The sequence below is a fragment of the Rhodococcus sp. 4CII genome (genome assembly GCF_014256275.1).
GTDB lineage: Bacteria > Actinomycetota > Actinomycetes > Mycobacteriales > Mycobacteriaceae > Rhodococcus_F > Rhodococcus_F wratislaviensis_A.
The window spans coordinates 1-23457 of record NZ_JACCFE010000003.1 but is presented as its reverse complement, the minus strand read 5'-3'; the positions used below and the strand labels follow the sequence as shown (position 1 = coordinate 23457).

Here is a 23457-nt window from a genome sequence, read left to right as displayed (position 1 = left end):
CATCATCCGCTCCTCACTCCGGTCACCGGCCAGGCAGTGCCGCGGACGCCGGGGAGGGCTGTCGACTCGCCCGCGAGCACGGTGGCACCGTGTCGAACCGGATCGGTGGATGACCGGCTCGTCGTGACGTAGAAGAAGTCCCGCCGGTCCGGGGCCAGATACCGGTCCACGGGCCCCTCCATCGTCGGGAGAAGCTTGGTCGGTGACAGGACCCCGCCGGAGTTCGGTGCCCAGATACTGCAGAACGTCATTCCGCCGTGGATATCGAGTTCCATCGCTTCCAGCGCGCCCGCCTCCGCCAGCGCCCGCGCCAGAACCGTCAGGGTCATGTTCGTGCCCGCGACATACACGAGGTCACCTGTGGCGGTAGTTCCCAGCCCGGAACGGGACGTGTATTGCAGCTGATTCTTGGGACTGCCCCATCGCCGGTTGTCGTTGGCGGCGAGGCTGACGACGAGTGCACCATGGTCGACGACCAGACCGAGGTTCTGGCGGACCGCGACGATGTGCTCATTCATCGCGAGATCGCGGCCCCACTCCCCCACCGCCAGGTGGCCAGGTCGTCGATGACTGCCGATGCCTGACCGTTCAGGAGCGGCCGCACCGGCGCGCCGTTCCGGTAGTACCCGCCGTCGAAGTCCTTCGCCTTGAAACCCGAATTGAACACAGCGACCAGTGTGGGCACGTCCGCTTCGGGTACCTGCGCGCCTGAGGGGGCAGACGCGCCGGCGGGTTCCTGCGTTCCGTACATCAGATGGGCGGCCGTCCCGTGCGCCCGGATGAGCACCACCCCGGCGACCACGCTGCGATGCTCCGGATCGGGCTCGAACACCGCTGTGTAGGACAGCGGAACGCCGCCGGAATCGGTGCGCCCGGCAGCCCACACCGGTGCAGGCACGTCGGGAGGACCGGGAAGGGCGGGTAGTGCGGGATCCGGTGCGATGAGTAGGGCGCGCGGGGGCGGCGCAGACGGGAGTTCACTCGGGTCGGGTTACGCGTTCGACGGGGGATGCCGTGTGTAGCGCCAATTTTCGTACGCGTTCACCATCGACGCTGCGCCGTGGTCCCGCAGCCACGAGGAGGTTTTGTCCTGCCAGGTCGCGTAGCCGGGAGCCGGGATCGCCTGGGTGTACGAGAGCGACACGGCGATCACCAGGACGAGGGCCGCCACCGCTGTCGTCCTGCGCGAGATCCGCAGGATGTGCGTGCGCCGTTGTCGGACCGGCGACCGGGAAGACTCGTTCGTTGTCGTCGGCATCACTGCTGGCCTCCCGTGGTCGGCTCTCGTCCACGAGGATGGGCTCGAACAGCTGTGGCTTTGCTGAGAGGCCGATGCCCACGGCAGAACACCGCACACCCCGGGCGTCGGCGTCTTCCTCTCAGCGTCGCCACAGCGACCGGCGCAGATACTGCTAGGTGTGAGAGAAGTAGCAACACAGCTGGTCCCAGCCGGCACGCAAGGCTTGCCCGTTCACGTCCGGTTGATCGGTGTCGGTCGCGACGCCGTGACGGAAGTTCAGGAGGGCGGAGCGGCCACCGTCACACTGGTCCTTCTCGCCTCCTGTCTCCTCCTGTTTCTTGTCGCATCACTGTGGCTCACTGCCGCGCGTGACAGTCGCGGGGGCTGGACGTGGGGGCTGAGAGGAATTCGCGTCGGTGCGTTGGTGGTGGCGTTCGGGGCGCTTGCCTACCAGGTACGGGTGTCGGGACAGATGATCGCGGCCGACGGGCCGGTGCTGAGCTGGCTCGCGGGCCATCGTTCAGCGTGGCTGACCGGACCGGCGATCGCGATCACCGACGCCGGCGGCCCGGTCGGCACCGTCGTCCTGGCAGTCGTCGGCGGGGCGGTCCTGTCCCGGCGTGCACATTCGCTGCTGCCCGCGATCATCCTGATCGGGACCGTCGGTGCGGCAGCCGCGGCGTCCACCGCCGCCAAAGCGCTGGTCGGGCGGCAGCGTCCGCCGTTGGTGACGCAGGTCCTGCTCGAGACCGATCACTCCTTCCCGTCCGGGCACGTCACCGGAGCAACGGCATTGTTCGGGATGGCCGCGGTCATGCTCGGCTTCGGTCTGCCCGCTGCGCAGCGGTGGGCGCTGCGTCTGCTCGCCGGTGGCCTGACCGTGCTGATCGCCGTCACCCGCCTCTATCTCGGCGAACACTGGCTCACGGACGTCGTCGGTGGTGTTCTGCTCGGTGGTACCGCCGTCCTCGCCGGGTCGGTGGTCTACGCCGCCTGGATGAGCAAGACAACCGCGACCGACCACGGCGAGCGTCCCGCTCAGACCGCGGCCGCCGAGACGACGACGTGGGGAACCGCAGCATGAATCTGGCACTGGGAATCGGGATCCTGGATGCATCGACCCTGCTGGGCACCCTCGGCCTGCTCGGCGTTCTCGGAGCGGTCTTCGTCGAAACCGGGCTCCTCGTCGGCTTCTTCCTGCCCGGAGACTCGCTGCTGTTCACCGCCGGCGTCTTCGCCGCGCAGCCACACCCCCTCGCTCCTCTCTGGCTGCTCTTGATCACCGTCCCGATCGCCGCGATCCTGGGCGATCAGCTCGGTTACGTGATCGGCCGCCGGCTGGGGCCGGCGGTGTTCGAACGGCCGGGCGCGAAGAGGATCGGCCCGAAACAGCTCGAGCAGTCGCACCGCTTCTTCGACCGGTACGGGCCACGCGCCATCCTGCTCGCCCGATTCGTTCCCATCGCCCGGACTGTCGCGCCGGTCATGGCCGGAGCCTCCGGCATGCGCTACCGCACGTTTGCCCTCTACAACGTCATCGGGGGAATCCTGTGGGGAATGGGTGTTCCTGTCCTCGGCTACCTCCTCGGAGGAATACCGTTCGTACGCAACCACATCGAGGTGATCCTCATCGCCGTGGTACTCGTCTCGACAGCGCCGCTCCTGATCAACGCACTGCGCACCCGACGCCGCAGAACCGCCACCTCACCGGGTACCGTCGCCGGATCTGCGGAATTCTCGTCGCGGCAGTGATTTCGTATGGAAGCCGTCGACCGCCGAACCCTTGCTGACCGCACAATGGTCGGACTCACGTACCGGCGGTTCCCACTGATCGTGATCATGGCGGCGCTCGCGGTTCTGTGGTCCGACCCGGCGCTGGCCGACCCGGTGCCCGGCAGCGTCCGATATGTCGCGATGGGTGATTCGCGGGCAGCTGGGCCGTTCCTGGCGCCGACGTCGATTCGGGACGGATGCTTCCGGTCGGCGGAGGGATACCCCGTCGTGGTTGCCCGGACACTGCACGTCGCACACTTCGTCAACGTGTCCTGCTCGGGGGCCAGGACCGAGAACGTCACGGATACGGCACAGCTCACACCGTCGGGGCCGATGCCGCCGCAGCTCGACGCACTGCGCTCGGACGCGACGCTCGTCACCCTCAGCATCGGCGGAAACGACATCCGGTGGTATTCGCTGGTGCGCTCGTGCTACACAGACCACCCGGGATTGGATGCGAACTGCCGCTCGGACCCCGCGGTCGCCGAACGAATGAACGCAGCGCTGTCCGGGCTCGGGCCGAAGGTGTCCGCAACACTCGCCGCGATCACCCGGAAGGCGCCCGGCGCAACCGTGTTCCTTGTCGGTCATGGAGGGATCTTCGGCAGCCGCGGCTGCTGGCCGAACATCCCCACCAGCGATGCCGACGCGGCCTGGATCTCCAAGTTCTTCGTGAAGTTCAATCGCGTCCTGTCCGAAGCAGCGCTGACGAACCGGGCCCGGTACGTGGAGATCGCCACCGCCGGCGCGGGCCACGATGCCTGCGCCCGACCGGAGCTAGCAACGATGGTTCGAAGGCCTCCGCTCACAGTCTTTCGCACAGCCGCTGCACCCGACCACAGCAGGGATGGAGGCGATCGCGTCGCTCGTCGTCACCTCGGCGACCACGAACACGGGCCCCCGATGACAGGGCCACCCCGCGTGGCCACGAGCTTCTCCAACATCGGAGGCGCGTAAGCGCCGGATGGCCCAAGGAGCGAAGCTCTCGCAACGAACCTCGGTCAGTGGCGGGAGGGGGACTGCGGGTCGGTCTGCATCGCCAACACCGCGGCGAACCCGGTCAGCAGCAACGTCGGCAGGAGCAGAACATTCATGCGCTCCCTCCTCATCTCAGTGCGCCTGTCGGGGCGGCCGGGCGGCGGTCGGCGAACATGGCCTCGATCCTGGACTTGATCTCCGCCGGGCTCATCGAGCCGCCGACGTGATGCGGTCGGGCGGTGAGCGGGGATGTCCGGACAGTCGAGGCTGTGTTCATGTACTCCTCCTTCAAATGTGATGTCGAGGTGCGGCAATCACCGCAGGGGCGGTGCCTGTGTCCACCCGTCACAGATGCTGTGACCCGCTTCACATCACAGCGTGTTGAAGTTTGTACACCACACCGACTCTTTGCGCCAATCGGCCTGCCTCCCAGCGGGTCCGGGCAAGTCCGCTTAGACGAAGCCCACGGTTCACCGGGGTGGGGGCATCCGGCGGGGTGGGCAGATCACCGTCGAGGCGGAACACCGGGCGCTTCCATTCGGGCAGGCTCAGTTCCCTTCGGCGCTGGTTGTCCGTAGCGGCCGGAGGCTCATCGGGGGATCGCCTCGGGAGCCAGAGCGTAACCACTTCCGGTGGTCTTGGCCTGATACATGGCCGCGTCTGCGCGGCGGATCAACATCTCACGTGTCTCCGCCGGTGCGGCAAGTGCAATACCCACGCTCGCGGTGAACCGGAAACCGCGCCCACTCTGGTGAGTTCCGACCTGCAGGGTGGTGATCCGAGTGGCGATGGTGACGGCGTCCTCGGCGGAGATGATCTCCGGGCACACGATGAGGAATTCGTCGCCACCGATCCGCGACACGGTGTCGTCGGCACGCACAACCGACTGCAGCTTTTCGGCCAGCAGGATGAGTGCTTCATCCCCGACCCCGTGACCGAGTCGGTCGTTGAGGATTTTGAACGCGTCGACGTCGATCAGCAACACCGCCGTGGTGTGCTCGGTCCCGCGTGCCCCAGGGCGGCGTCGATCTGCCGATGCGCCAGGGCACGGTTCGGTAGCCCGGTTAAGGGATCGTGCAGGAAATGCCGGAACTCCGACCGGCCCTCCCACTGCCCCTGCTCAAGCAGCGCCGATTCCATCTCCGGGGCCTGTACCACCCCCACATCGGTGAAGAACTCCGGTGCCCTGCGCGCGGCGACGGCCGCGGCGTCGGTCAATCCCACCAGGTGCATTCCCGCGGGGTTGAGATGAAGCAGGCGACCGCTGTCGTAGTCGGAGACGGCGACCAGGTTCGGGGCCCGCTCGATCACCGACAGCAGCATCTTCGCGTCCGCCGTGACCGGTCGCATCGTGGCCGCCCTCCCGCGCTTCCGGGGCAGGTGGCCGCACTGCGCGTCCACCCGTCCGGGTCGAGCGTGGGCCGACGATCCGAGTGGACACCGACCAGGATCCGTTCTCGGCCCCAGTCTGCCGTACCCCACAGACGCTTCGTCAAGCGCCGCAGCCACCGCAGGTCCCATTCTCGCGGCAGTGCCCGGGTGCGGGCCGACCGGGACGGCGACGATCCGTCTGGTGTCCGTTCCCCTGCACGAATAGGGCATCAGGCTGCTGTAGCGGGCACTGTCCCAGCCCCGTGCGGGGAGCGGGAACAGCCGTGTCACGGCGGTTGTACCGGAGGTGGCCAGCAGCAGATCCTAGTTCGCGCCGATTGTGTCGAGTGGAACCCTCAGGGCCGGTCCGAGCATGTCGGGCACACCGCCCGGTGTGCCCACCCCGCCGGACAGCCGGGCCACGACGTCGATCGGGATACCCGCCGACAGCGGTCCCCACGCAGAATTGACCTCGAGGTGCCCGGTCGCGACCAGGCCGCGCGGATGGAAGACCCGGGCGCCGTTCGTACCGTGTCGAGGGTGTGCACGGTCAGGTCCGCAGGTGCGATTATTCCGCTCGATCCCTATTGCAGGACGGCGTCGACCGTTTTCTTCAACGCCGACGGCTGGGCGGGAGACGTCGGTGCCTTCTCCTTCAGCTCGAGCAGGCGCTCGCCGATCTTCTGGAGCTGTTTGCGCCCCAGCTCTTCTCGCACCTTGGGAAACCAGTCCTGCTCTTCTTCCTCGATGTGGTGCTCGACGTTCTCGATCAGCACCGTCGTCTTCGCGTCGAATCGCTCGTCGTCCGGCGTCATCCCTGCCAGCTCGACGACCAATACGTCGGCGACGTGGTGCTCTTCGTAGGATTCGAGAATGTCTTCCTCGAGGTCCGGGGCCAGTTCGCGCACCTGCGGGTACATGCCCTCGTTCTCGATGTAGGTGTGCACCGTCAGCGCTTCGATGATGGCGTCGACAATGCGGCCTTTCTCCACACGGGCGTTCGGCCCGGCACCGCGGAAGTCCCGGAAGAGTTTTCGGATCTGCTTGTGATCGCTTTTCAGGAGCACGATCGCATCGGTCGACATGAGTACCTCACAATGGGGGGTCGAATGGGAACGCCGGGGCAGTGACGTCGTCACTACGCATTACCCACCTGCGCCGACCACTAACACGCAGGCCTTTCAGCAGTTCGCTGCCACCTCGACTGCTTGCTCGCCGACCCACCACATAGGGCCCCAAGGGCCTGGCCGTGTCCTCCGGTAACCGTCGGGCGTCCACGATCTGATTCTGCTCGCCGAGCCCGCGGGTGCATGTCGTGGACGGTGCGGCTCGAAACGCCATCTGCCTCACGCGATTACTTTCCCCGCGGCGGGGGCACCCGGCTCGAAACATTGTCGGTGTCGTCGCCGACCGGCGGCCACACCACGCGGCGCCGTCGACAGGGCGCCGATTCGATCGTGCCGCACGCCACCGCGGCGTGGGGTGCACCGGATGGATGGAGGTCGTCGCCATGCCCATTGCACCTGGACTCGGTTCCGCCGAGGACGCCGACCGCAGGCCGGCGCCGCAACCCGTCCACGACAACGACCCGGTCCCGGAAGCGGAAGCCGTCGCCGCCCGAATCAGCACCCCGGAAGAACCCCTGGGACATCTCGGTCCCCGATTCAACCGGCGCTCACCGTTCTTCATCGGCGCGACCGGCGCCGCCGGGGTCGCCGTCACCTACGGGGCCGTGCACCTGCTCATCACCGCGCAGCCCATCCTCGTGTTGATCGGGTTGGCGCTGTTCCTCGCCCTCGGCCTCGACCCGATCACCTCCTGGCTGGTGGACCGATACCTCCCCCGCTGGCTGGCCGTGACCATCGTCTTCACCGTCGCGCTTGCCCTGGTGGTGGCCTTCTTCGCGGTCGCGATACCACCGATGGTCACCCAGGCCGAGCAGCTGATCGACCGGGCACCGGACTACCTGCGCCAACTCCAGGACCACTCCTCGACGGTCGGCCGGCTGAACGACCGCTACCACCTTCAGGACCGCCTCACCGATGCGGTGAACGGAAGCGGGCAGACCCTCGTCAACGAGGCCGTCAGCGCCGGCACCGCGGTCGTCGACGCCGTCGGCAAGTCCCTGATCCTCGCCGTGCTGACCGTGTACTTCCTGGCGAATCTCCCGCAACTGCGGGCCACCGGCTACCGGCTGATACCCCACTCCCGCCGACCGCGTGCGATCCTGATCGGAGACCAGATCACCGCGAAGGTCGGCGCCTACGTGCTCGGCAACGTCCTCATCTCGGTGATCGCCGGGATCGCCACCTCGGTGTGGCTGATCGCCTTCGACGTCCCCTACGCACTGTTCCTCGGCATCTTCGTTGCACTGCTCGATCTCGTGCCCGTGGTGGGATCGACCATCGCCGGGGTGGTGGTGGCAGCGGTGGCACTGACGGTGTCGCTGCCGGTCTGCATCGCCACGATCATCTTCTTCGTCGCCTTCCGACTGGCCGAGGACTACCTCCTGGTGCCGCGGATCATCGGCAGAACTGTCCACGTCCCGGCGCTGACCACCGTCGTCGCCGTGCTGATCGGCGGCGCCCTCCTCGGGATCGTCGGTGCGCTCGTTGCCATTCCGATCGCCGCCGCCATCCACCTGCTCGTCGAGGAAATCACCTTCCCACGACTCGACCGCGCCTGACGGACTAACGGTGACAGGCGCCTACTTCGGCCCTCCTGCACCCTCTGCGTAGATCCTCCGTCGTGCACCTGGTGTCCAAGGACTGGCAGAACGCGATCGCCGAGCACGAGAACGCCCGCGCAACACGGCGTCATCCCACAACGTTGTCCCGGCCATTCTTGCACCGGGATAGCGAGCGGTCCGGGCTCGGCGACCACTCAGAACGTGTTGTCGAGGATGCCGTCCAGTTCGGCCAACAGCTGGTCGGCGCGGTCTTCGATGTCGTCGAGGAGGTCGGTGACGTCGGTCAACTCATGGTGGGCGTTGCGCCGGGCCGCGGTGCCCCGTTCGTAGTAGGACGGATCGAGTACACGGCCGTCGTCGATCGGATACCTGCCGGGCGACTCGGCCGGCCGCGGCCGCGGCTTCGGCGGCGGAAGAACGTGCGCGGGCGCGGTTCCGGACAGGTGGGCGCGGACGATCGCGGCGACGGCACGTGCGGTGGGCGGCGCCGGGTCGAGCGGGGTGTGTCCCCAGCGGTTGATCGAGGTCAGCAGCGGTCGGTCGTCGGCGCGGTAGCCGGCGTCGAAACCGGTCAGGTCGCGACCGGCCTCGAAACGCTTAGCGACCGGGCCGGTGCCCTCGTTCCGGTCGAGAAATCCCAGGACCTCGATCCACTCACGGTAGATCACCCCCACGGGGATTTCCGGTGACTCGGGCAGGTCGACCCGGCCACCGTCGACAGTCAGCAGGAGAGATGCATTGTGGTCGCCTGGTGCGGTGAGATCCCGGCGTCGGAGCCGGGCGATCTGCTCGAACCCCACCCCGGCGGCGGCCAGGACCAGGATGAGCCGGTCGCGGCGGCCGAAGAATCCGGCCGGCCACCCCGCGATAGGGATCTGCGGGAGCCGCTCGGCGACGATTGCCGATACGCGGTGCAGGCGAGCGGCTCTCGTGGTGTTGAGGGCGCGGCGAATCGCCTCGTCCGTGCCGGGGGCGGGGTGCCCCTGCCTGCGGTGGACGGTGTTGATGACGCTGACCCGGCGTCGTTGGGTGGCCGGGGCGGCGGGGTTGTCGCGGAGGAACCGGGCCAGCTGCTGCGGTGTGGCAGGGATCGGGGGTTGGTCGGTCGCGGCGCACCAGTCCGCGAACAGCACCCATACGTGCCGGTCCCGGGCCGACAGACGCGGTGGGGGTTGCGCGGGATCGGCGCCGGTGCCGGGTGTGGTGGCGTACATCGCCTACAGCCCGAGGACGGTGACGGCGTTTCCGACGAGCGGAGTGCGTTCCCGCGCATACGCTTCCACCATTTCCGGGGTGGTATGCCCGGTCTGTCGCATGATCGCGTGGGCGTCGGCGCCGTTGCGGAAGGCCTGGGTGACGAACCCGGCGCGCAGGGAGTGTCCGCCGAGCTGAGTGACCTGGTCCGGGTCGTAGCCGGCCTGTGCGGCGCGGCGTCGGATCGCCTTGTGCACCGCCGCCCCGGACAGGGCGGTGTCGGAGAGGTTGCCGTTCTTGCGGATCGACCGGAACAGCGGCGCCCGCGCCGGCGTGCGGGGGCTGACGCCGCGGCAGACGTGCGACTCGAACGAGTCCGCGGTGGTCAGCAGCCGGATCACGCCGGGGCGGCCGCGGTGATCGAACGCGGCCACGACCTGCGCCCACCGCACATAGGCGCAGGGCGGGCAGCTGTCGTGGCGGTCGGTGAACGGCAGCGCCCGCACGGTGCCGTCGCCTTCCTGGTCGGTCTTCGATCGGCGCAGCCGCACGTGCACCCCGTCGTGCCGGTGCACGCGCACGTCGCCGCCGTCCAGGCCGACGAGTTCGCTGCGCCGGAAGGCGCCGGCGAACCCCATCAGAATCAGTGCGCTGTCGCGGCGTTCGAGGACCGCGCCGGCCCAGCCGTCCACCGCGCCGCGGGCGGCGGTGACGATGGTGACGATGTCCGCGGTGAGCAGCGCGGCCCGCGGGGTGCGGGGCCGGTCCCCCACCGCGGCGTAGTCGCGGCGGATCCCGGACAGCGTGGCCCGCACGATCTCCTGCCCGGTCGGCGACTCGTGGCCGGCGCGGGAATGGTGGTGGGCGATCGCGGCCACCCACTTGGTCAGAGTGGCCGGCGCATACACCCGGATGCCGTCCGGGCCGATGGTGTCGGCGGCGTCGACGAGGTAGGCGGCCACCGTCGCCGGGTGTGCCGGCAGCGGAGCATGCCCGTGGGCGGCGCACCAGTGCGTGAATCGCCGCCACGCCGAGGCGTAGGTGCGGCGGGTGCCCTCGGACCGGGACTCGGCCATCGACCGCCCGATCCGCGCCGCCACCGCCTCCGACAGGTCCGGAAACACCGCCGCGGTTTCGGTAACAGCAGCCGCGGGCAGCTCGCGGGGACGTAGGCCCTGGTCGATCGTCATGCCGAGCATGTTATCGGCACCCTCCGACACGATTTCGACGCGAAAAGTGCGCTGAGGTGCGGTTTTCGGGAAGACGGTGCGGGAAGAGGAATTCTCGTCACCAACCGCGCACAAACCAGAAGTAAGCCGCTGAAGGGCGCAAGAAGGCCTGATGCGACTGCGTGTAGGTGTGATCCGTCGTGTGAAGTGACACGCGAGTTGTCCAATTGCCAGCCTTTATGTCCAATCGCGCCCGGGGCTTGTCCAACGCCGGCTTCTCGATGGCTTACCTGGGGAGATGTCGCTGATGTCGGAAGTGCAGCGCAGGAAGCGGCCCTGTCATCGCCGAGATTCCCCCGATCGTGCCTCGATGCTGACGGCCTTCCTTATGGACACTTCACTGGCACAACGCGCGCCGAGTCCGACAATTCGCAACGATTGGACAGAATGATTGGCACACCGACCGGCATTCCAGCAGCACCGCGTTGGACAAATGCCTGGTCCGATTGGACATCTCCACTGTCACTTCACACGTCGTCGCAATGTCAGACGCACGACCTGCGAACTCGTCACTCCATGTCAGCACGTCTCGTCCCTAGATGTCAGTATTCGGGGCTGAACTGCGCAAACTTTCGGACCTGCCAGGGTCGCGAAATCGCCTGACCTCGACGCGGCTGAGCTGGCAAGCATTGACCTCGCACAGGGGCGCTGAGGTGCGGCAACGCCAACTGGACTACTGACACCGCCGTGATGAACCACTACTGACATTTCGGTGGCGACTCACATCTAACGCCACAACGCCAGGCACACAGCCCTAACGAGTCGGAGCCGGGCGGATGCGACGGGGCGGACAGCAACTATGACGCTGAAGCGTTGTGACGCCAGAACGCCATGGAGGCCCGTTGCGGGGCTCAACGGCCGACTCGCCCGTCCGCCGATCCGCCGCCCGAGCGTTTGGGCGTTGTAGCGCTGCAATGCCGCAACGCGGATGCCCGCACTGCAGTCGCAGTCGCACACCATCGAGACGCCATGCCGCCGGAACGTTGTGACGCTAGAACATCGGTTTGCGTTGCATTTGCATCGCCACACCACCTCTGGGGCGTTAGGGCGTTATGACGCTAGAACGGCGACGCAAGACGCTGCGCAACCACGGTCCGCCGATGCGCAACGCCGGTACGCCCGTCGAACGTCATGACGTTATAGCGCTGGAACAGCGAGTCTTGATCGGTCCGCAATCAACCGTCCGGACGTCACGGCGTTGGAGCGTTGTGACGCCAGAACTCCGGAGCGACGCATTGCGCAAGCCGGCACCCCTGTTGCACCAGGCCGCCGTCGGCATTGCAACGCTGCAGCGTCACGCAGTTCTAACGCCACAACGCCAGGCACACAGCCCTAACGAGTCGGAGCCGGGCGGATGCGACGGGGCGGACAGCAACTATGACGCTGAAGCGTTGTGACGCCAGAACGCCATGGAGGCCCGTTGCGGGGCTCAACGGCCGACTCGCCCGTCCGCCGATCCGCCGCCCGAGCGTTTGGGCGTTGTAGCGCTGCAATGCCGCAACGCGGATGCCGGCACTGCAGTCGCAGTCGCACACCATCGAGACGCCATGCCGCCGGAACGTTGTGACGCTAGAACATCGGTTTGCGTTGCATTTGCATCGCCACACCACCTCTGGGGCGTTAGGGCGTTATGACGCTAGAACGGCGACGCAAGACGCTGCGCAACCACGGTCCGCCGATGCGCAACGCCGGTACGCCCGTCGAACGTCATGACGTTATAGCGCTGGAACAGCGAGTCTTGATCGGTCCGCAATCAACCGTCCGGACGTCACGGCGTTGGAGCGTTGTGACGCCAGAACTCCGGAGCGACGCATTGCGCAAGCCGGCACCCCTGTTGCACCAGGCCGCCGTCGGCATTGCAACGCTGCAGCGTCACGCAGTTCTAACGCCACAACGCCAGGCACACAGCCCTAACGAGTCGGAGCCGGGCGGATGCGACGGGGCGGACAGCAACTATGACGCTGAAGCGTTGTGACGCCAGAACGCCATGGAGGCCCGTTGCGGGGCTCAACGGCCGACTCGCCCGTCCGCCGATCCGCCGCCCGAGCGTTTGGGCGTTGTAGCGCTGCAATGCCGCAACGCGGATGCCCGCACTGCAGTCGCAGTCGCACACCATCGAGACGCCATGCCGCCGGAACGTTGTGACGCTAGAACATCGGTTTGCGTTGCATTTGCATCGCCACACCACCTCTGGGGCGTTAGGGCGTTATGACGCTAGAACGGCGACGCAAGACGCTGCGCAACCACGGTCCGCCGATGCGCAACGCCGGTACGCCCGTCGAACGTCATGACGTTATAGCGCTGGAACAGCGAGTCTTGATCGGTCCGCAATCAACCGTCCGGACGTCACGGCGTTGGAGCGTTGTGACGCCAGAACTCCATGGAGGCCCGTTGCGGGGCTCAACGGCCGACTCGCCCGTCCGCCGATCCGCCGCCCGAGCGTTTGGGCGTTGTAGCGCTGCAATGCCGCAACGCGGATGCCGGCACTGCAGTCGCAGTCGCACACCATCGAGACGCCATGCCGCCGGAACGTTGTGACGCTAGAACATCGGTTTGCGTTGCATTTGCATCGCCACACCACCTCTGGGGCGTTAGGGCGTTATGACGCTAGAACGGCGACGCAAGACGCTGCGCAACCACGGTCCGCCGATGCGCAACGCCGGTACGCCCGTCGAACGTCATGACGTTATAGCGCTGGAACAGCGAGTCTTGATCGGTCCGCAATCAACCGTCCGGACGTCACGGCGTTGGAGCGTTGTGACGCCAGAACTCCGGAGCGACGCATTGCGCAAGCCGGCACCCCTGTTGCACCAGGCCGCCGTCGGCATTGCAACGCTGCAGCGTCACGTAGTTCTAACGCCACAACGCCAGGCACACAGCCCTAACGCAGACCATCCGCTGAAGGTAGTCCGCTGGTCACCGGGGGAATTTCAGGGTTGTGACGTTATACCGCTATAACTCCATAATTCTGTAACGCTTCAGCGTTGTACGGTTCATGCGCCAGAGCGGCGTGTCGTCATCACGTATCTACGGCGCGGTTGTAGCGTCTACAGCGCAGTCGCGATCTGACGCCTCAGTTCCGGTTCGTCGCCGACAGCTTGTCCCTTCGCTCGCGAGGCGCGACGTTTCCACATGAGTCCTCAGGAAGGCGCAAATGGCCAACATCATCGTCTGCCATTCCCGCAAGGGAGGCGTAGGCAAGACCACTGAAGCCTATGAACTTGCATACGAGCTCGACGCAGTTCTCGTCGACCTCGAGCACGACGGTGGGGGAGCGACACGCAAATGGGGATATCGTCCTCAAGATCGTGTCAAGGTCCCATTGCTCGACGCGATCAGGTCAGGGCGAGTTCCGAAGCCGATGAAGGGCTTCAAGAAACCGCTGCTCGTGCCAGGGCATCCAGACCTGTACGACCAGGCGCCCTCAGAGGAGGTCATGGCTGAGGCCCTTGTACGGTGGGCTGAGGAATGGGACACGGAATGGGTTGTCGTCGACACGCATCCAGGCTCCAGCCCCCACGGGCATGGCGCCCTCTCTGTCGCGAATGTCGTGCTGGCACCGACACCGCTGCGAACGTTGGACCTTGATGCGACCGAACAACTAATCGACGAGCTGGCTGACTATCCGCTCGTCATCTCGCCGTCGATGGTGCCGCCCGTGCCTCCCGCACGGGCTGTTGAACGACTCACACGAATGATCGAGGGGACTCCTGTTCAGGTTGGTCCGCCGATCCCAGCAGCCAGCCACGTTGGGACCCGTACGAAACGAATTGCGATTACGGCCGAGGAGCCGCCGGCGAAGCCGCTACGCGCGTTTGCCGCAGCGATCACAGACACGGCCAAGTACCTGACGGAGTACGTCCAGTGAGTAGCGGAATCGATCAACTCAACCAGATGCGGAGCAAGTCCACCCGGAGCAATGCGACTCGCACGATGCCGCCACCGCGTCATCAGCCGCGCGCCACTCCGGTGAATCTCTCGGACGAGTCGCCTTCCCAGGAGGCGACCCCCGGGATGCCCGTACAGGAACCGGTCAACTTGGCGCAGCCGTCGGTGGCGACTGGGGCAGCTGGCATGCATGTTCCGCCCGTCACTACAAACGGGGGAGACGCTGACCAGCAGCCGCCAGCTCAACGCCAGCGGACACCCGCGGAACTGCCGAAACAGGCGCCGGCTTCTGTCCCCTCTCAGGAGCCAGAAGAGCTGACGAAGTCCACGATCTACCTAGACGATGCGTCGGACCAGTTTCTCGAGGAAGCGATCTACCTCGGCCGCAAGCAGAAGCCACGCATCGATTCGCGCAGCGCAATCGTGCGCTTCGCCCTCCGCGCCCTGTCCGAAAGCATGACCCCTGGCGAGGTCATCGACGCAATCCGCGCAGCGGCACCCCCACCAGGTAATCAGGGACGGCCACGACTGTAGTCGCCTAACGCATCGCAGTGTTCCGACTTTCTATAAAGCAGGGGAGTCCCGCCGGTTTGCAGACCGACGGGACTCCGTGACCGGGAACCCGTAGAAAGGAACAGCCCGATCATGACCGACTTTAACCTCCGAGCTGCGAAGATCCAGTTTCGCAGCCTCATCGTTGTCCTTGTCGTTGCGATTATTATCGCCACTGGCATCACCACAGGAAGCTTCGTACTCTCGTTCGACGCATTGCGGGAGTTCGGCCGACAGAACATGATGCGTGCTGATCTCGCCTGGATACTCCCTGCCATCATCGACAGCGCGATCGGCTTCTCGACGATGGCAGCCGTCGCCCTGAACAAAATAACTGGTCACTCAAGGGGTCGAAATTTTTTCGCTGGCTTAGCTGCTGTCGTCGTCTTCCTCAGCGTCTACATGAACGCGTCCCACGCGTATCAAGCCGTGGTGGAAGCGGAACGCAAGATTGCTGCAGGTATTGACATCGGAATCACGCCGAACGCGCCCTGGGTTGCAGCGCTTACTGCAATCATCCCGCCTGCGCTCATTCTCGCTTGCACTCACGGACTCGGAATCCTGATCAAGGCCATCGGATCCGCGTACAACGAGTACAGCGCCCAGATACGTGTGGCAGCTAGCGAAGTCGACCAGGAAGAGTTCTTCGAGTTCCGGGAGCAAGAGCTCGCAAGTACAAAGCATAGTGACTTGGCCGGCGCGGATACACGTTACTTCGCTGGTGTACGGGATGACTCCCTCGACTACAACGCGGAGAATCTGCAAACGACCGAACTGCTATCGAGTGACACTCGTGAATCGCTCGCCGACCACGTTGAACACGAATCGGACGAAATCCCGTTCGCATCTTCTCCAAACGCACTCACTCTCGATGTTTTTCTGACGAATGCCGACCTCTCCGATGCAGTGAAAGCCACCGCACGCATGAAACTGGCAGACCCGTCCCTGTCCTTCGAGTACATCGGGAGCGCGTCCAGCCCGTCGGTACACGCTTCTACCGCATGGCGGCGGTACGACAAGTTCGAAAGCCTTGCGCATCAAGCCGGATACGACGTACCACCGTTGCCGGACGTTAGATCGGACCGCGCAAAGTACGACGAGGAAGCGCGTGCATCCGTAGTCGGTGCGACCAGCTGACAACCTTGCCGTTCGGGACGAAAGTTCCAGTCGCGACCGCGAACACGGACGCTGCGCTAGATGGCACTCGAAAGCATTCCCCTTGGTGTTGTGAGCCGTCTTCGGAGGCCTCGCGGTCGTACACAGTTCTAGCGTCATAATGCCCTAACGCTTGAACGCTTGAACGCTCGACGTCGCATCTGAATGACACGATGGCCGACCCTGTCTCCGTTGAGAAGACAACCCGAAGAGTCAACCTGGGGTGGGAACAATGAGAGGCGGGGGAGGGGAGGCCCCGCCCTCTCCCCCCAGTGCGCCAGAAAGCACGCGTTCGCCCCGCGACAACCGGCCGAAGGTGGTCGACAATGACAACACACTCCTCGCCCCCGCTTCGTGAAGCGAAGCTACCCAAAGAACGCCGGCCAGCATCCCTCGGTCGCCTCTCTCCACCGAGCGCTCGCGGACACGGCGCCTGGCGGTGGCCGCGCACTGCACGCGGGTGTTCTCCGAGAAGAAGACCAGCACCCGCAGTGGGGGTGGGAACCGAATACGCTGGAAAGGGGCCGCGGGTTGCTGGTCGGCGTTCTTGCCGGTCTTGATGGTCAGCTTCTTACGATGCCGCGATCGGGGTGCCCTTGTCGGGGTAGCGCACTGGCGAAGAGCACGCCGTCATCGTCGATCACCTTCGGCCGCCGTGGTTGCCCGCGCGCGGCGGCGGCTTGCTGGCCTTCGGGGTCTTCGTCCGGGTGTAGTCCTCCCTCGGGAACGGGGTAGCCGTGGTATCCGCCGAGAATCGGGCGGAAATACAGGTCAATTGCTATGCCCAGCCCGATCTTTCTAACCGCTGCGAGTACGTGCTGACTGACCAGGTACCTCGGTGATTATTCGGCCGCTACTACCGCGACCCCCATCCCCGATGGTGTCGCAGAACTCCCTCTCAGAAGTTGCGAGTTGTGAGAGGAGTTTTGAGAATGGTGACCTGGGCGGACACGAGCCCGGCGAGGTGTTCTCAGAACTCGCACAACTGGTCATTTGTGCGAGAAGCGGGTCCGCGACACTGCACCCTACCCACACCCGATACAGCCACAACAGACCGCACCTGAACAGGACCTATACCGGGGACACGGCCCCTTTCCGACGTATTCGGTTCCCACCCCTCGTCGAGCAGTTGCCGAAACGAGAACCGTGATAATGCAGTTCTAGCGTCACAATGCTAGAGCGTTAGAATACTGGACCATCTCGGTGCAGTCGCCGCTTCTGCAGGGGCACGCGCCGTAGGGGCAGCCCCTCGATCGCACCGCCAGACTGCGGCCGGAACGACTTCTTGCGCGCCGCGGCGGATCGAGGCACATCTGTATCGCTGCGACATTCGTCGATGCCGTCGATCGTGCTGTCATGCGGCCGACCGACCGGCTGAATTGATCTGAGCCACGATGGCCCGAGCAGTGGAGTAATCGGCTCGTCCGTTCGATCTGGTGGGGAACCTGCCGTAGCGGACCCTCGCCGGCGCCGAAATTGGTAGTGCAAACGCCCCGGTCAAGTTAGTTCGGCGTGTCCCGCGCTTCTTACCCCGCGTAGTCCGCCACTGTTGCTCTTCATTCCACCAGGTAAACAACTCTCGGTCCACCAGATGTCGTGACGTACGGCGTGCGTTGGTACCCGCCACCCCACGGATCTTTGCGGCGGACTCAAACACCCGGAGCAACTTCTCGCCCGTGGCCGCGGAGATGAGCAGTCCCGCCAAATGAAGGCGACTGAGGGCTCTTTCAATGAACTCGGTGGTGTAACCGGTCTTGTCAGACAGGTCGTTCGGGCTCTGCACCCCTGACCGGTAGAACCAGTGAACCCGTGCGGTCGCCGCACCCAACCCACCGCACATCGATGAGGTCCATAGATCGTGGGTGTGATGAGTCAGAAGGGGAAGCCCAATTCCGGAGGCGGGGGCGGGTTCCCCTTGTGTTGCATTAGAGGTGTCTATACCCACATCTGAGGGCAGGTTGAGGGTCCACCTCGCAGCTCGCGTCCCGGCGCTGGGAGTTGTCAACGTGACCCAGCCTTCCCCTGCCAACACACGCAGCCTTCTCGATACCGTGGAGGCGTCCAGGGCGCACGCCTGCGCCAGACGTCGGCAGTCGATGTCGAGAACCCGAGTCCGGGCGCTGCGCGCCAAGCTGGTCAGCGCGTGCAGGATCCGCTCGTCACTAGCCCCGCCGCGCCGGCCCCAGCGCGCCGTTGTCGCGCCGAGGGCATATTCCACGCCGTCGAGCTCGTCGTCGATCGTCTCACGTGGAGCCTGGCCGGGGTCAGCGGGAAAGGTAGCGGCCCGGGTGAGGGCGCGGGACCATTGGCGTTCTGTGTCGCCGCGGCCGCGGGCCGCGTCCTCACGAAGCCGAATCAGCCCCGGGGCGGCGGCAACCGCGGCCCGGGCGTCGTCCAGTGAGTGCCCAGCCCGCGCCATGGACAGGAAGATCGTGTGGGTCAGGGCGCTGCGGTCGGTGCCCGGTGCCGGTGCGGCACCTAGTAAGGCTGCGGTTCGGTGGGGAAGGGGCCGGCGGGGGCGGTCGAGCCGGGGACCCGCGGCGTCCTCCACGATCCGCAGTGCGCGCGAGCTACGGGCGACGGCGGATGGAGATGGTTCACTGTGGGGATGGCGCGCGAGTAGCCAGGTGACGACTTCGGGTGTGGTTCCGCGGCCGACTTCATCGAGCGCCGCCGAGAGGGCCTGGCCTTGCAGATGTGGGGTCGAGCGGCCTCCTGCCCGGTGTGGCGCTCCCGGCGGGCGCACCGCGCCTGTCGCCGGATTCGTCAGGGCCGAGGTGTCGAGACTGGGGTAGTGCTGGGCGAGGGCATGCGCCAGTCGCCGAACCTTGTCCGGGTCTGCGCCGGTTTCGGCAAGCCGGACCCATACGTGTTGCCCGCCGGTGGGTCCGGAGTGAGTTCGCAGATGCGCCACTCCCAGCTCGGTCAGCTGAGAGGCGAGACGTTCCGAATCCTCGAGCGCGATGCCGCGTCCATGGCGGCCGCTGTCGAAGTCGAATCCGAGCAGGCGAAACCGCCGGTCGGAGTCGGTGAGGTAGACCGCCCACGGAAACTCCGGCAGCTGCGCTGGGATGGAGACAGCGGCACTGTAGTTGTGTTGTCGGTCTGGATCGATGCGGACTCGTCGGCGCGGCGACCACAGTCGAGTACACGTGCTGTAGAGCCGTTGTGTGTTATCGGGGTCACCAAGTGGCGGGGTGACACGCGCATGGGTTTCTAGACCTGCATCAGGGCGTGAGATACCCTGAGACCAGACCGGCAAAGTCTGTCCCTTCGGGGAGATGCAGTACCACTGAGATTCGAGCTGGTAACTCGAATCTCACCAACCTCGAAAACCCTCGGCCTACCCGCCGGGGGTTTTTGGTTTCTCAGCTGGTCAGCGGCACCGCGGATAAGTATGTGGCGGCTCGCGAGTAATCCTTTGGTGTTGGAGTCTCGCTTTCGCGTCCTATGCGGAGAGTGGCAACACCCCCTGGTCCAGTTCGCGCACTAGCTCGGGATGCCCGGTATGCAGGGACAACAAGTCAGAGACGTACTGGCTAACTGAGCTTGCCCCAGCCTTCTCGGCCAGTTTTTCGAGATCGCTGTACACGGCAGTCGGAACACGGCCCAAACGGCCACGATCGCCTTTGCTTGGCATAGCCATCCGAATCTCCTTGCCTTGAAGCTTCTCTACGACGTCCATCCTGGTCCAGATTGGACCGCCAAGGCGCTCCGACACGCTGGGTAAATCCAGATATTGTTGCCGTCATATCCGAGCAAGTCGTTCCGTTCCTCTACCTATGTTAGCGGTACATGAGCGATGTGGCACTTATCTATATCTGGGAGACTCGATTTGCGACACGTTCTCGTGGACAGCGACTGCGGGGTGGACGACGCACTGGCGTTGGCCTTTCTCGTCGGCTCGACAGACATCGAGCTAGTAGGTGTCACGTCGACCTGGGGAAATTGCACGGCAGAAGAAGCGGCAGCGAATGCCCGATACGTGCTCGACGCGGTGGACGCAAACCACATACCGGTGACCAGCGGGTCTCATCCACACACTTCGTGGCGGCGCGGCGACGCTCACGGACCAGATGGCCTCGGTGGGACCGAAGTGCCTCGGCCGCGGTGGGCCGGTCCAACGAATGCAGTAGAAATACTCGTTCGGTTCGCTCGTGACCATGCAGGTGAAGGTGAATTGTTATGCATCGGGCCTCTGACGAATCTGTCGGCAGCTCTAACGCGTGAGCCACGGTTACCCGAACTGCTCAAACGCGTAGTGATCATGGGTGGTCACGGTGCGAGCAATAGTGAATGGTTGCGGCAGGTCGGAGATACCAATACTCGACATGATCCGGTTGCCTCCCAGCATGTCGCGTCCTCGGAGCTGCATGCACTCTGGATAGGAATCGATGTCACTCGCACCGTGCTGCTCGTAAACGGGGACTTCGGCAGTGGTGCGCCCGGCAGAATTCTTCGCCGAGTCCATCAGGACTACGGGGTCAGCCGAGGAGCGGCCTACGGGTACGACCCTCAGGAGTGCTGGCGGGTTCCGGCACACGATGGCGTCACTGCCGCGTGCTTGGTGGACGCGGCGGCAGCTGGCCTTGTGACGGAGTCCGGCCGGCTGAGCGTGGTCGACGGATCTGATTCCGGACCTGTACTGAAGGTTGTAGGACCAGGTCCTCACCAGATCGCGACAGGAATTGATGGAGAAGCAGTCCGCACGATGTTGCGGCGGGGGATTCAATGATCGGGCTGAGACGGTATCTCACTCGATTGAAGGCGCGGCGCATTGTGGCGCAGGCACTCCGCCACCACGCAGTGACAGTCGAGGACCTGCGCCAATTCTGCTCCGCCCGCACCGGCAGGCGCGTTTTGCTCGTACCCTTCCCGGTCTCTGGTCTGGAGGATCGGCCTTCCGGATTCCTCTTGCGCGCCCGAAACAACACCGATTACGTGTTTTATGATCACAGAGCAGGATCGTGGCGGGCCACACTGATAATCTGCCACGAACTAGCACATATCCTTCTGGACCACAGCTGCGGAATGACCGAAGTACTGGACGACCAAATGCTGACCGCTTGGTTCCCGTCACTGTCTCCGGAACTTCTCAAGGACGCACTCAAACGAACCGAATACGACACCATCGCGGAGTACGGAGCCGAGTACTTGGCTACCAAACTGCTGATTCTGACCCTACTCGATGATCTGGACTTCAAAGCGTTGCGTAGCTCTGTGCAGATCGTGTGTGCCAACAACATGATTCAGGCCTACGCGAGCCGATGAGAAACCACCTGCCACTCGCTCTCGATCTGGGCATACTCATCTTTGCCTGGATCGTTGTGATCTCCCGCTTCTGCCTGGTCCGCAGCCGACATGCACGGATCGTCACCATGCTCATCCTGTGCTTCACCGCGGTAGACACCCTTAAGGCTGGCCCCATCAACGACGCGCTCACCTTCTACCTTGATGCCCGCACGGTCCGGTTGGCTGCACACGTCCTGTGTGTAGTAGCAGCCGCGGTTGCAGCTTGGGCAGCAGCAAGTGCAGCGAAACGTCTACGGCCCGCCCGCCTGGCCTCCGGGGTGGTCGCTGCATCAGCTGGCCTGATCGCTCTCGACGGGTTGGCTGGTCAACGTGACCATGTCATTGAAGCGGTGCATCCGCAGGGCATCGCGGTCGCTTATTTCACAATCTATGCAGGCTCGATCGTCGTGTTCGAAGCGTATGCCGCGACAGTTCTCGCCGCCGCGATCCGAACCGATAGGCCGAACCGCGGACTGCTCGCGCCTTCGGCTACGGTCGTTGGCCTCTTCCTGGCCACAGGTCTCAATGCGCTCACGTTGTTGTGGTACGCAATTCGTGCCGCCACCGGCGAGATTGGACCGGCAGAGCAGTTCCAGCGGAACTCAAACGGGAACCTCTTCGCGTACTTCACTTTGGTGGTGGCGTTGGTCGGTGCAGCGGCGGTGGTCCGGCGAACGAGTGGTGAAAGTGCTATCAACCGTTCATCCGTCAACGTCACTGACCTTCAAGTTCTGTGGCGAGACCTAACCGACGCCGCCCCGCACGTAAAGCTCGATATGAAAGATCTCGGACCAGACGCGCGCACCGTTCGGATGATCACGGAGTGCATTGACACCCTCTACGACCTCGGACTAGACCCAGCGACAGTCACAATCACGGACCTACACTCCGCCCCGCGCGTGCCGAATACGAAGACCCTCACTGACTCCCGAGTCACCGCAACCGATGTCATCAATCTTGCGCGGCGTTGGGATTCCCGATCTCTTCGAGACTGACCAGAAGCGCTTTACGCTGACTCGCATTGGCAGACCCACGCAACATTACGCACTCGGGCCCCGCAGCGACCAAAACCTTCAACAGACGGAGTTCGGTGTAGGCGTCATTCTCACCGGGAGTACCGAAGTAAGTGGCGTGAGCAGCACTCTTGTCGTTGAAAACGCCGCTGATCTCAACGAACCGATGCTGCTGGCCTACGGTGAGATCGCCAGCCAAGAGAGCCTGCTCGCTGCAATCGAGCGACGCCGCAACTTCACCACTACTCAGTGCCGTAACGCTGAGAAGCAACTCAACTTTCTGGCGGTCGGTGACTTCGTCAGTCATCTGCATCATCATCCTTCGTTAGGTCGTGGGCCAGAGAACGACGTCGAATATTGGCTTTCGTTCGTGCCGGGGTGATGTCGTCCGGAGGTACGGACCAAAATTCTTCAAGCGCCTGCGCAACCCAAGTCGGGCTGATGTGCCCCTGTTCTCCCCGATTTCGGAGCATCGCCGATGCGACTTTGCCTATGTGCGGCGAGATCAGAGTACGTAAACGATCGACGGCGTCAGACAGCTCTGGCTCGTCAATGTCGTTGGCAAGCCGGCGAAGCTCGGCGCTCACCTCGACAAGTTCGCCCAATGCTGAGTATGTAATCGATACTTCACCAGCTGGCGCACCGACCTCATCGGAGCCCAACGGTGTTGGCTCGCCACCCTCGTATGTTGTCGCAGCACTTCCCTCAACCCATCGCAGCACGTGATCGAGTTTCTTAAACGTCGCAACGCGCAGGGGCGGTGACTCGCCGCTTTCGATCCTCACCATCGTCGGCTCAGATGGCCCGCCTTGTGCTGCGACAGCGGCAAGACTCAGCCCCAACTGACGTCGACGCAGATTGACCACATCGGCGAACTGCTGCATGTCGGGCATGGAAGCAGCGTACTTAAAGACGACAGGCGTCTTTAACCCAATGCTCCCGCGCGACACGTCACACCCACACCTTATATAAGCGTTGCGTAAACGCAGAACGGTTAGGTACATTCGTATCGCCAATGTATGTACATTATGTAAGTGCCGCAGAGCCGACAGTGTTTAAGCGGGGACGACGACTTTCGGGGGG

General features: G+C 64.6%; 22 protein-coding genes. 11 read left to right on the top strand and 11 right to left on the bottom strand.

Translation table 11 applies throughout. The annotated features are described in order from the left end of the window. Positions 1-2: 2 nt before the first annotated feature. From H0B43_RS36740 to H0B43_RS36730, 3 genes are all read right to left on the bottom strand, one after another. Positions 3-518, bottom strand: coding sequence for a phosphodiester glycosidase family protein (locus H0B43_RS36740; RefSeq protein WP_185730395.1), 516 nt, complete (start codon positions 516-518; stop codon positions 3-5). Further along, on the bottom strand, positions 515-898 hold the full coding sequence (locus tag H0B43_RS36735; RefSeq protein ID WP_185730396.1) for a hypothetical protein: 384 nt from the start codon (positions 896-898) through the stop codon (positions 515-517). The genes H0B43_RS36740 and H0B43_RS36735 overlap by 4 nt, the downstream gene beginning before the upstream one ends. Positions 899-991: 93 nt before the next feature. Then, the gene (locus H0B43_RS36730) at positions 992-1258 is read right to left on the bottom strand and encodes a hypothetical protein (protein WP_185730397.1); all 267 of its coding nucleotides are present in this window, start codon (positions 1256-1258) and stop codon (positions 992-994) included. A 160-nt stretch (positions 1259-1418) separates the two neighbouring features. Between H0B43_RS36730 and H0B43_RS36725 the strand changes: the two genes are divergently transcribed. Genes H0B43_RS36725 through H0B43_RS36715 form a run of 3 tightly spaced genes read left to right on the top strand, consistent with a single transcriptional unit; the run spans position 1419 to position 3970 of the window. Then, positions 1419-2324, top strand: a complete 906-nt coding sequence (locus H0B43_RS36725) for a phosphatase PAP2 family protein (protein WP_185730398.1) — start codon at positions 1419-1421, stop codon at positions 2322-2324. Then, positions 2321-2992, top strand: coding sequence for a DedA family protein (locus H0B43_RS36720; protein WP_185730399.1), 672 nt, complete (start codon positions 2321-2323; stop codon positions 2990-2992). Before H0B43_RS36725 ends, H0B43_RS36720 begins: the two co-directional genes overlap by 4 nt. Before the next feature lie 6 nt (positions 2993-2998). After that, positions 2999-3970 (top strand): SGNH/GDSL hydrolase family protein, encoded by a 972-nt coding sequence (locus H0B43_RS36715; protein ID WP_312037654.1) that lies wholly within the window; start codon positions 2999-3001, stop codon positions 3968-3970. 148 nt (positions 3971-4118) lie between these two features. Here the strand turns inward: H0B43_RS36715 and H0B43_RS36710 are convergent, their stop codons facing one another. From H0B43_RS36710 to H0B43_RS36700, 4 genes are all read right to left on the bottom strand, one after another. Beyond that, a complete protein-coding gene (locus H0B43_RS36710) occupies positions 4119-4268 on the bottom strand; it encodes a hypothetical protein (protein ID WP_185730400.1) in 150 nt (49 codons plus the stop codon). Positions 4269-4580: 312 nt separating this feature from the next. After that, positions 4581-4976: a GGDEF domain-containing protein gene (locus H0B43_RS42145; RefSeq protein ID WP_312034121.1), complete on the bottom strand. Its 396-nt coding sequence runs from the start codon at positions 4974-4976 to the stop codon at positions 4581-4583. After that, the gene (locus H0B43_RS42140) at positions 4967-5341 is read right to left on the bottom strand and encodes a hypothetical protein (protein WP_252190344.1); all 375 of its coding nucleotides are present in this window, start codon (positions 5339-5341) and stop codon (positions 4967-4969) included. The genes H0B43_RS42145 and H0B43_RS42140 overlap by 10 nt, the downstream gene beginning before the upstream one ends. Positions 5342-5946: 605 nt before the next feature. Then, positions 5947-6447 (bottom strand): hemerythrin domain-containing protein, encoded by a 501-nt coding sequence (locus H0B43_RS36700; RefSeq protein ID WP_185730401.1) that lies wholly within the window; start codon positions 6445-6447, stop codon positions 5947-5949. Between the two features lie 425 nt (positions 6448-6872). Between H0B43_RS36700 and H0B43_RS36695 the strand changes: the two genes are divergently transcribed. After that, entirely contained in the window at positions 6873-8048 is a 1176-nt protein-coding gene (locus H0B43_RS36695) for an AI-2E family transporter (RefSeq protein ID WP_185730402.1), read from the top strand. A gap of 197 nt (positions 8049-8245) precedes the next feature. On the opposite strand, the gene H0B43_RS36690 is transcribed toward H0B43_RS36695, so the two are convergent. Both H0B43_RS36690 and H0B43_RS36685 read right to left on the bottom strand, forming a co-directional pair. Then, positions 8246-9265, bottom strand: a complete 1020-nt coding sequence (locus H0B43_RS36690; protein WP_185730403.1) for a hypothetical protein — start codon at positions 9263-9265, stop codon at positions 8246-8248. Positions 9266-9268: 3 nt separating this feature from the next. Continuing rightward, positions 9269-10444, bottom strand: a complete 1176-nt coding sequence (locus tag H0B43_RS36685; RefSeq protein WP_185730404.1) for a site-specific integrase — start codon at positions 10442-10444, stop codon at positions 9269-9271. Between the two features lie 3184 nt (positions 10445-13628). On the opposite strand from H0B43_RS36685, the gene H0B43_RS36680 reads away from it, so the two are divergent. The 7 genes from H0B43_RS36680 (at position 13629) to H0B43_RS36650 (ending at position 22356) form a co-directional block, all read left to right on the top strand. After that, positions 13629-14342, top strand: coding sequence for a ParA family protein (locus H0B43_RS36680; RefSeq protein ID WP_185730405.1), 714 nt, complete (start codon positions 13629-13631; stop codon positions 14340-14342). A gap of 146 nt (positions 14343-14488) precedes the next feature. Next, positions 14489-14896 (top strand): hypothetical protein, encoded by a 408-nt coding sequence (locus tag H0B43_RS36675; RefSeq protein WP_252190345.1) that lies wholly within the window; start codon positions 14489-14491, stop codon positions 14894-14896. A gap of 111 nt (positions 14897-15007) precedes the next feature. After that, positions 15008-16051 carry a DUF2637 domain-containing protein gene (locus H0B43_RS36670; protein WP_185730407.1) on the top strand — a complete coding sequence of 348 codons (1044 nt, stop codon included), beginning with the start codon at positions 15008-15010 and terminating at the stop codon, positions 16049-16051. 2161 nt (positions 16052-18212) lie between these two features. Further along, positions 18213-18470 carry a hypothetical protein gene (locus H0B43_RS42985; protein WP_185730408.1) on the top strand — a complete coding sequence of 86 codons (258 nt, stop codon included), beginning with the start codon at positions 18213-18215 and terminating at the stop codon, positions 18468-18470. A 1401-nt stretch (positions 18471-19871) separates the two neighbouring features. Further along, on the top strand, positions 19872-20804 hold the full coding sequence (locus H0B43_RS43350) for a nucleoside hydrolase (RefSeq protein ID WP_397517529.1): 933 nt from the start codon (positions 19872-19874) through the stop codon (positions 20802-20804). Between the two features lie 296 nt (positions 20805-21100). Next, a complete protein-coding gene (locus H0B43_RS36655; RefSeq protein WP_185730410.1) occupies positions 21101-21340 on the top strand; it encodes a hypothetical protein in 240 nt (79 codons plus the stop codon). Next, positions 21337-22356: a DUF6545 domain-containing protein gene (locus H0B43_RS36650; protein WP_185730411.1), complete on the top strand. Its 1020-nt coding sequence runs from the start codon at positions 21337-21339 to the stop codon at positions 22354-22356. The genes H0B43_RS36655 and H0B43_RS36650 overlap by 4 nt, the downstream gene beginning before the upstream one ends. On the opposite strand, the gene H0B43_RS36645 is transcribed toward H0B43_RS36650, so the two are convergent. Both H0B43_RS36645 and H0B43_RS36640 read right to left on the bottom strand, forming a co-directional pair. Next, positions 22313-22681: a hypothetical protein gene (locus tag H0B43_RS36645; protein ID WP_185730412.1), complete on the bottom strand. Its 369-nt coding sequence runs from the start codon at positions 22679-22681 to the stop codon at positions 22313-22315. The two genes, H0B43_RS36650 and H0B43_RS36645, sit on opposite strands and share 44 nt — an antisense overlap. Further along, a complete protein-coding gene (locus H0B43_RS36640; protein ID WP_185730413.1) occupies positions 22674-23267 on the bottom strand; it encodes a helix-turn-helix domain-containing protein in 594 nt (197 codons plus the stop codon). The genes H0B43_RS36645 and H0B43_RS36640 overlap by 8 nt, the downstream gene beginning before the upstream one ends. Positions 23268-23457 lie beyond the last annotated feature (190 nt).

Coding starts and splice junctions, on each gene's coding strand:
- H0B43_RS36740 (WP_185730395.1), bottom strand. CDS start 518: ATGAATGAGCACATCGTCGCGGTCCGCCAGAACCTCGGTCTGGTCGTC.
- H0B43_RS36730 (WP_185730397.1), bottom strand. CDS start 1,258: ATGCCGACGACAACGAACGAGTCTTCCCGGTCGCCGGTCCGACAACGG.
- H0B43_RS36720 (WP_185730399.1), top strand. CDS start 2,321: ATGAATCTGGCACTGGGAATCGGGATCCTGGATGCATCGACCCTGCTG.
- H0B43_RS36715 (WP_312037654.1), top strand. CDS start 2,999: ATGGAAGCCGTCGACCGCCGAACCCTTGCTGACCGCACAATGGTCGGA.
- H0B43_RS36710 (WP_185730400.1), bottom strand. CDS start 4,268: ATGAACACAGCCTCGACTGTCCGGACATCCCCGCTCACCGCCCGACCG.
- H0B43_RS42140 (WP_252190344.1), bottom strand. CDS start 5,341: ATGCGACCGGTCACGGCGGACGCGAAGATGCTGCTGTCGGTGATCGAG.
- H0B43_RS36700 (WP_185730401.1), bottom strand. CDS start 6,447: ATGTCGACCGATGCGATCGTGCTCCTGAAAAGCGATCACAAGCAGATC.
- H0B43_RS36695 (WP_185730402.1), top strand. CDS start 6,873: ATGCCCATTGCACCTGGACTCGGTTCCGCCGAGGACGCCGACCGCAGG.
- H0B43_RS36690 (WP_185730403.1), bottom strand. CDS start 9,265: ATGTACGCCACCACACCCGGCACCGGCGCCGATCCCGCGCAACCCCCA.
- H0B43_RS36685 (WP_185730404.1), bottom strand. CDS start 10,444: ATGCTCGGCATGACGATCGACCAGGGCCTACGTCCCCGCGAGCTGCCC.
- H0B43_RS36680 (WP_185730405.1), top strand. CDS start 13,629: ATGGCCAACATCATCGTCTGCCATTCCCGCAAGGGAGGCGTAGGCAAG.
- H0B43_RS36675 (WP_252190345.1), top strand. CDS start 14,489: ATGCCCGTACAGGAACCGGTCAACTTGGCGCAGCCGTCGGTGGCGACT.
- H0B43_RS36670 (WP_185730407.1), top strand. CDS start 15,008: ATGACCGACTTTAACCTCCGAGCTGCGAAGATCCAGTTTCGCAGCCTC.
- H0B43_RS43350 (WP_397517529.1), top strand. CDS start 19,872: ATGTGGCACTTATCTATATCTGGGAGACTCGATTTGCGACACGTTCTC.
- H0B43_RS36655 (WP_185730410.1), top strand. CDS start 21,101: ATGACCGAAGTACTGGACGACCAAATGCTGACCGCTTGGTTCCCGTCA.
- H0B43_RS36650 (WP_185730411.1), top strand. CDS start 21,337: ATGAGAAACCACCTGCCACTCGCTCTCGATCTGGGCATACTCATCTTT.
- H0B43_RS36645 (WP_185730412.1), bottom strand. CDS start 22,681: ATGACTGACGAAGTCACCGACCGCCAGAAAGTTGAGTTGCTTCTCAGC.
- H0B43_RS36640 (WP_185730413.1), bottom strand. CDS start 23,267: ATGCCCGACATGCAGCAGTTCGCCGATGTGGTCAATCTGCGTCGACGT.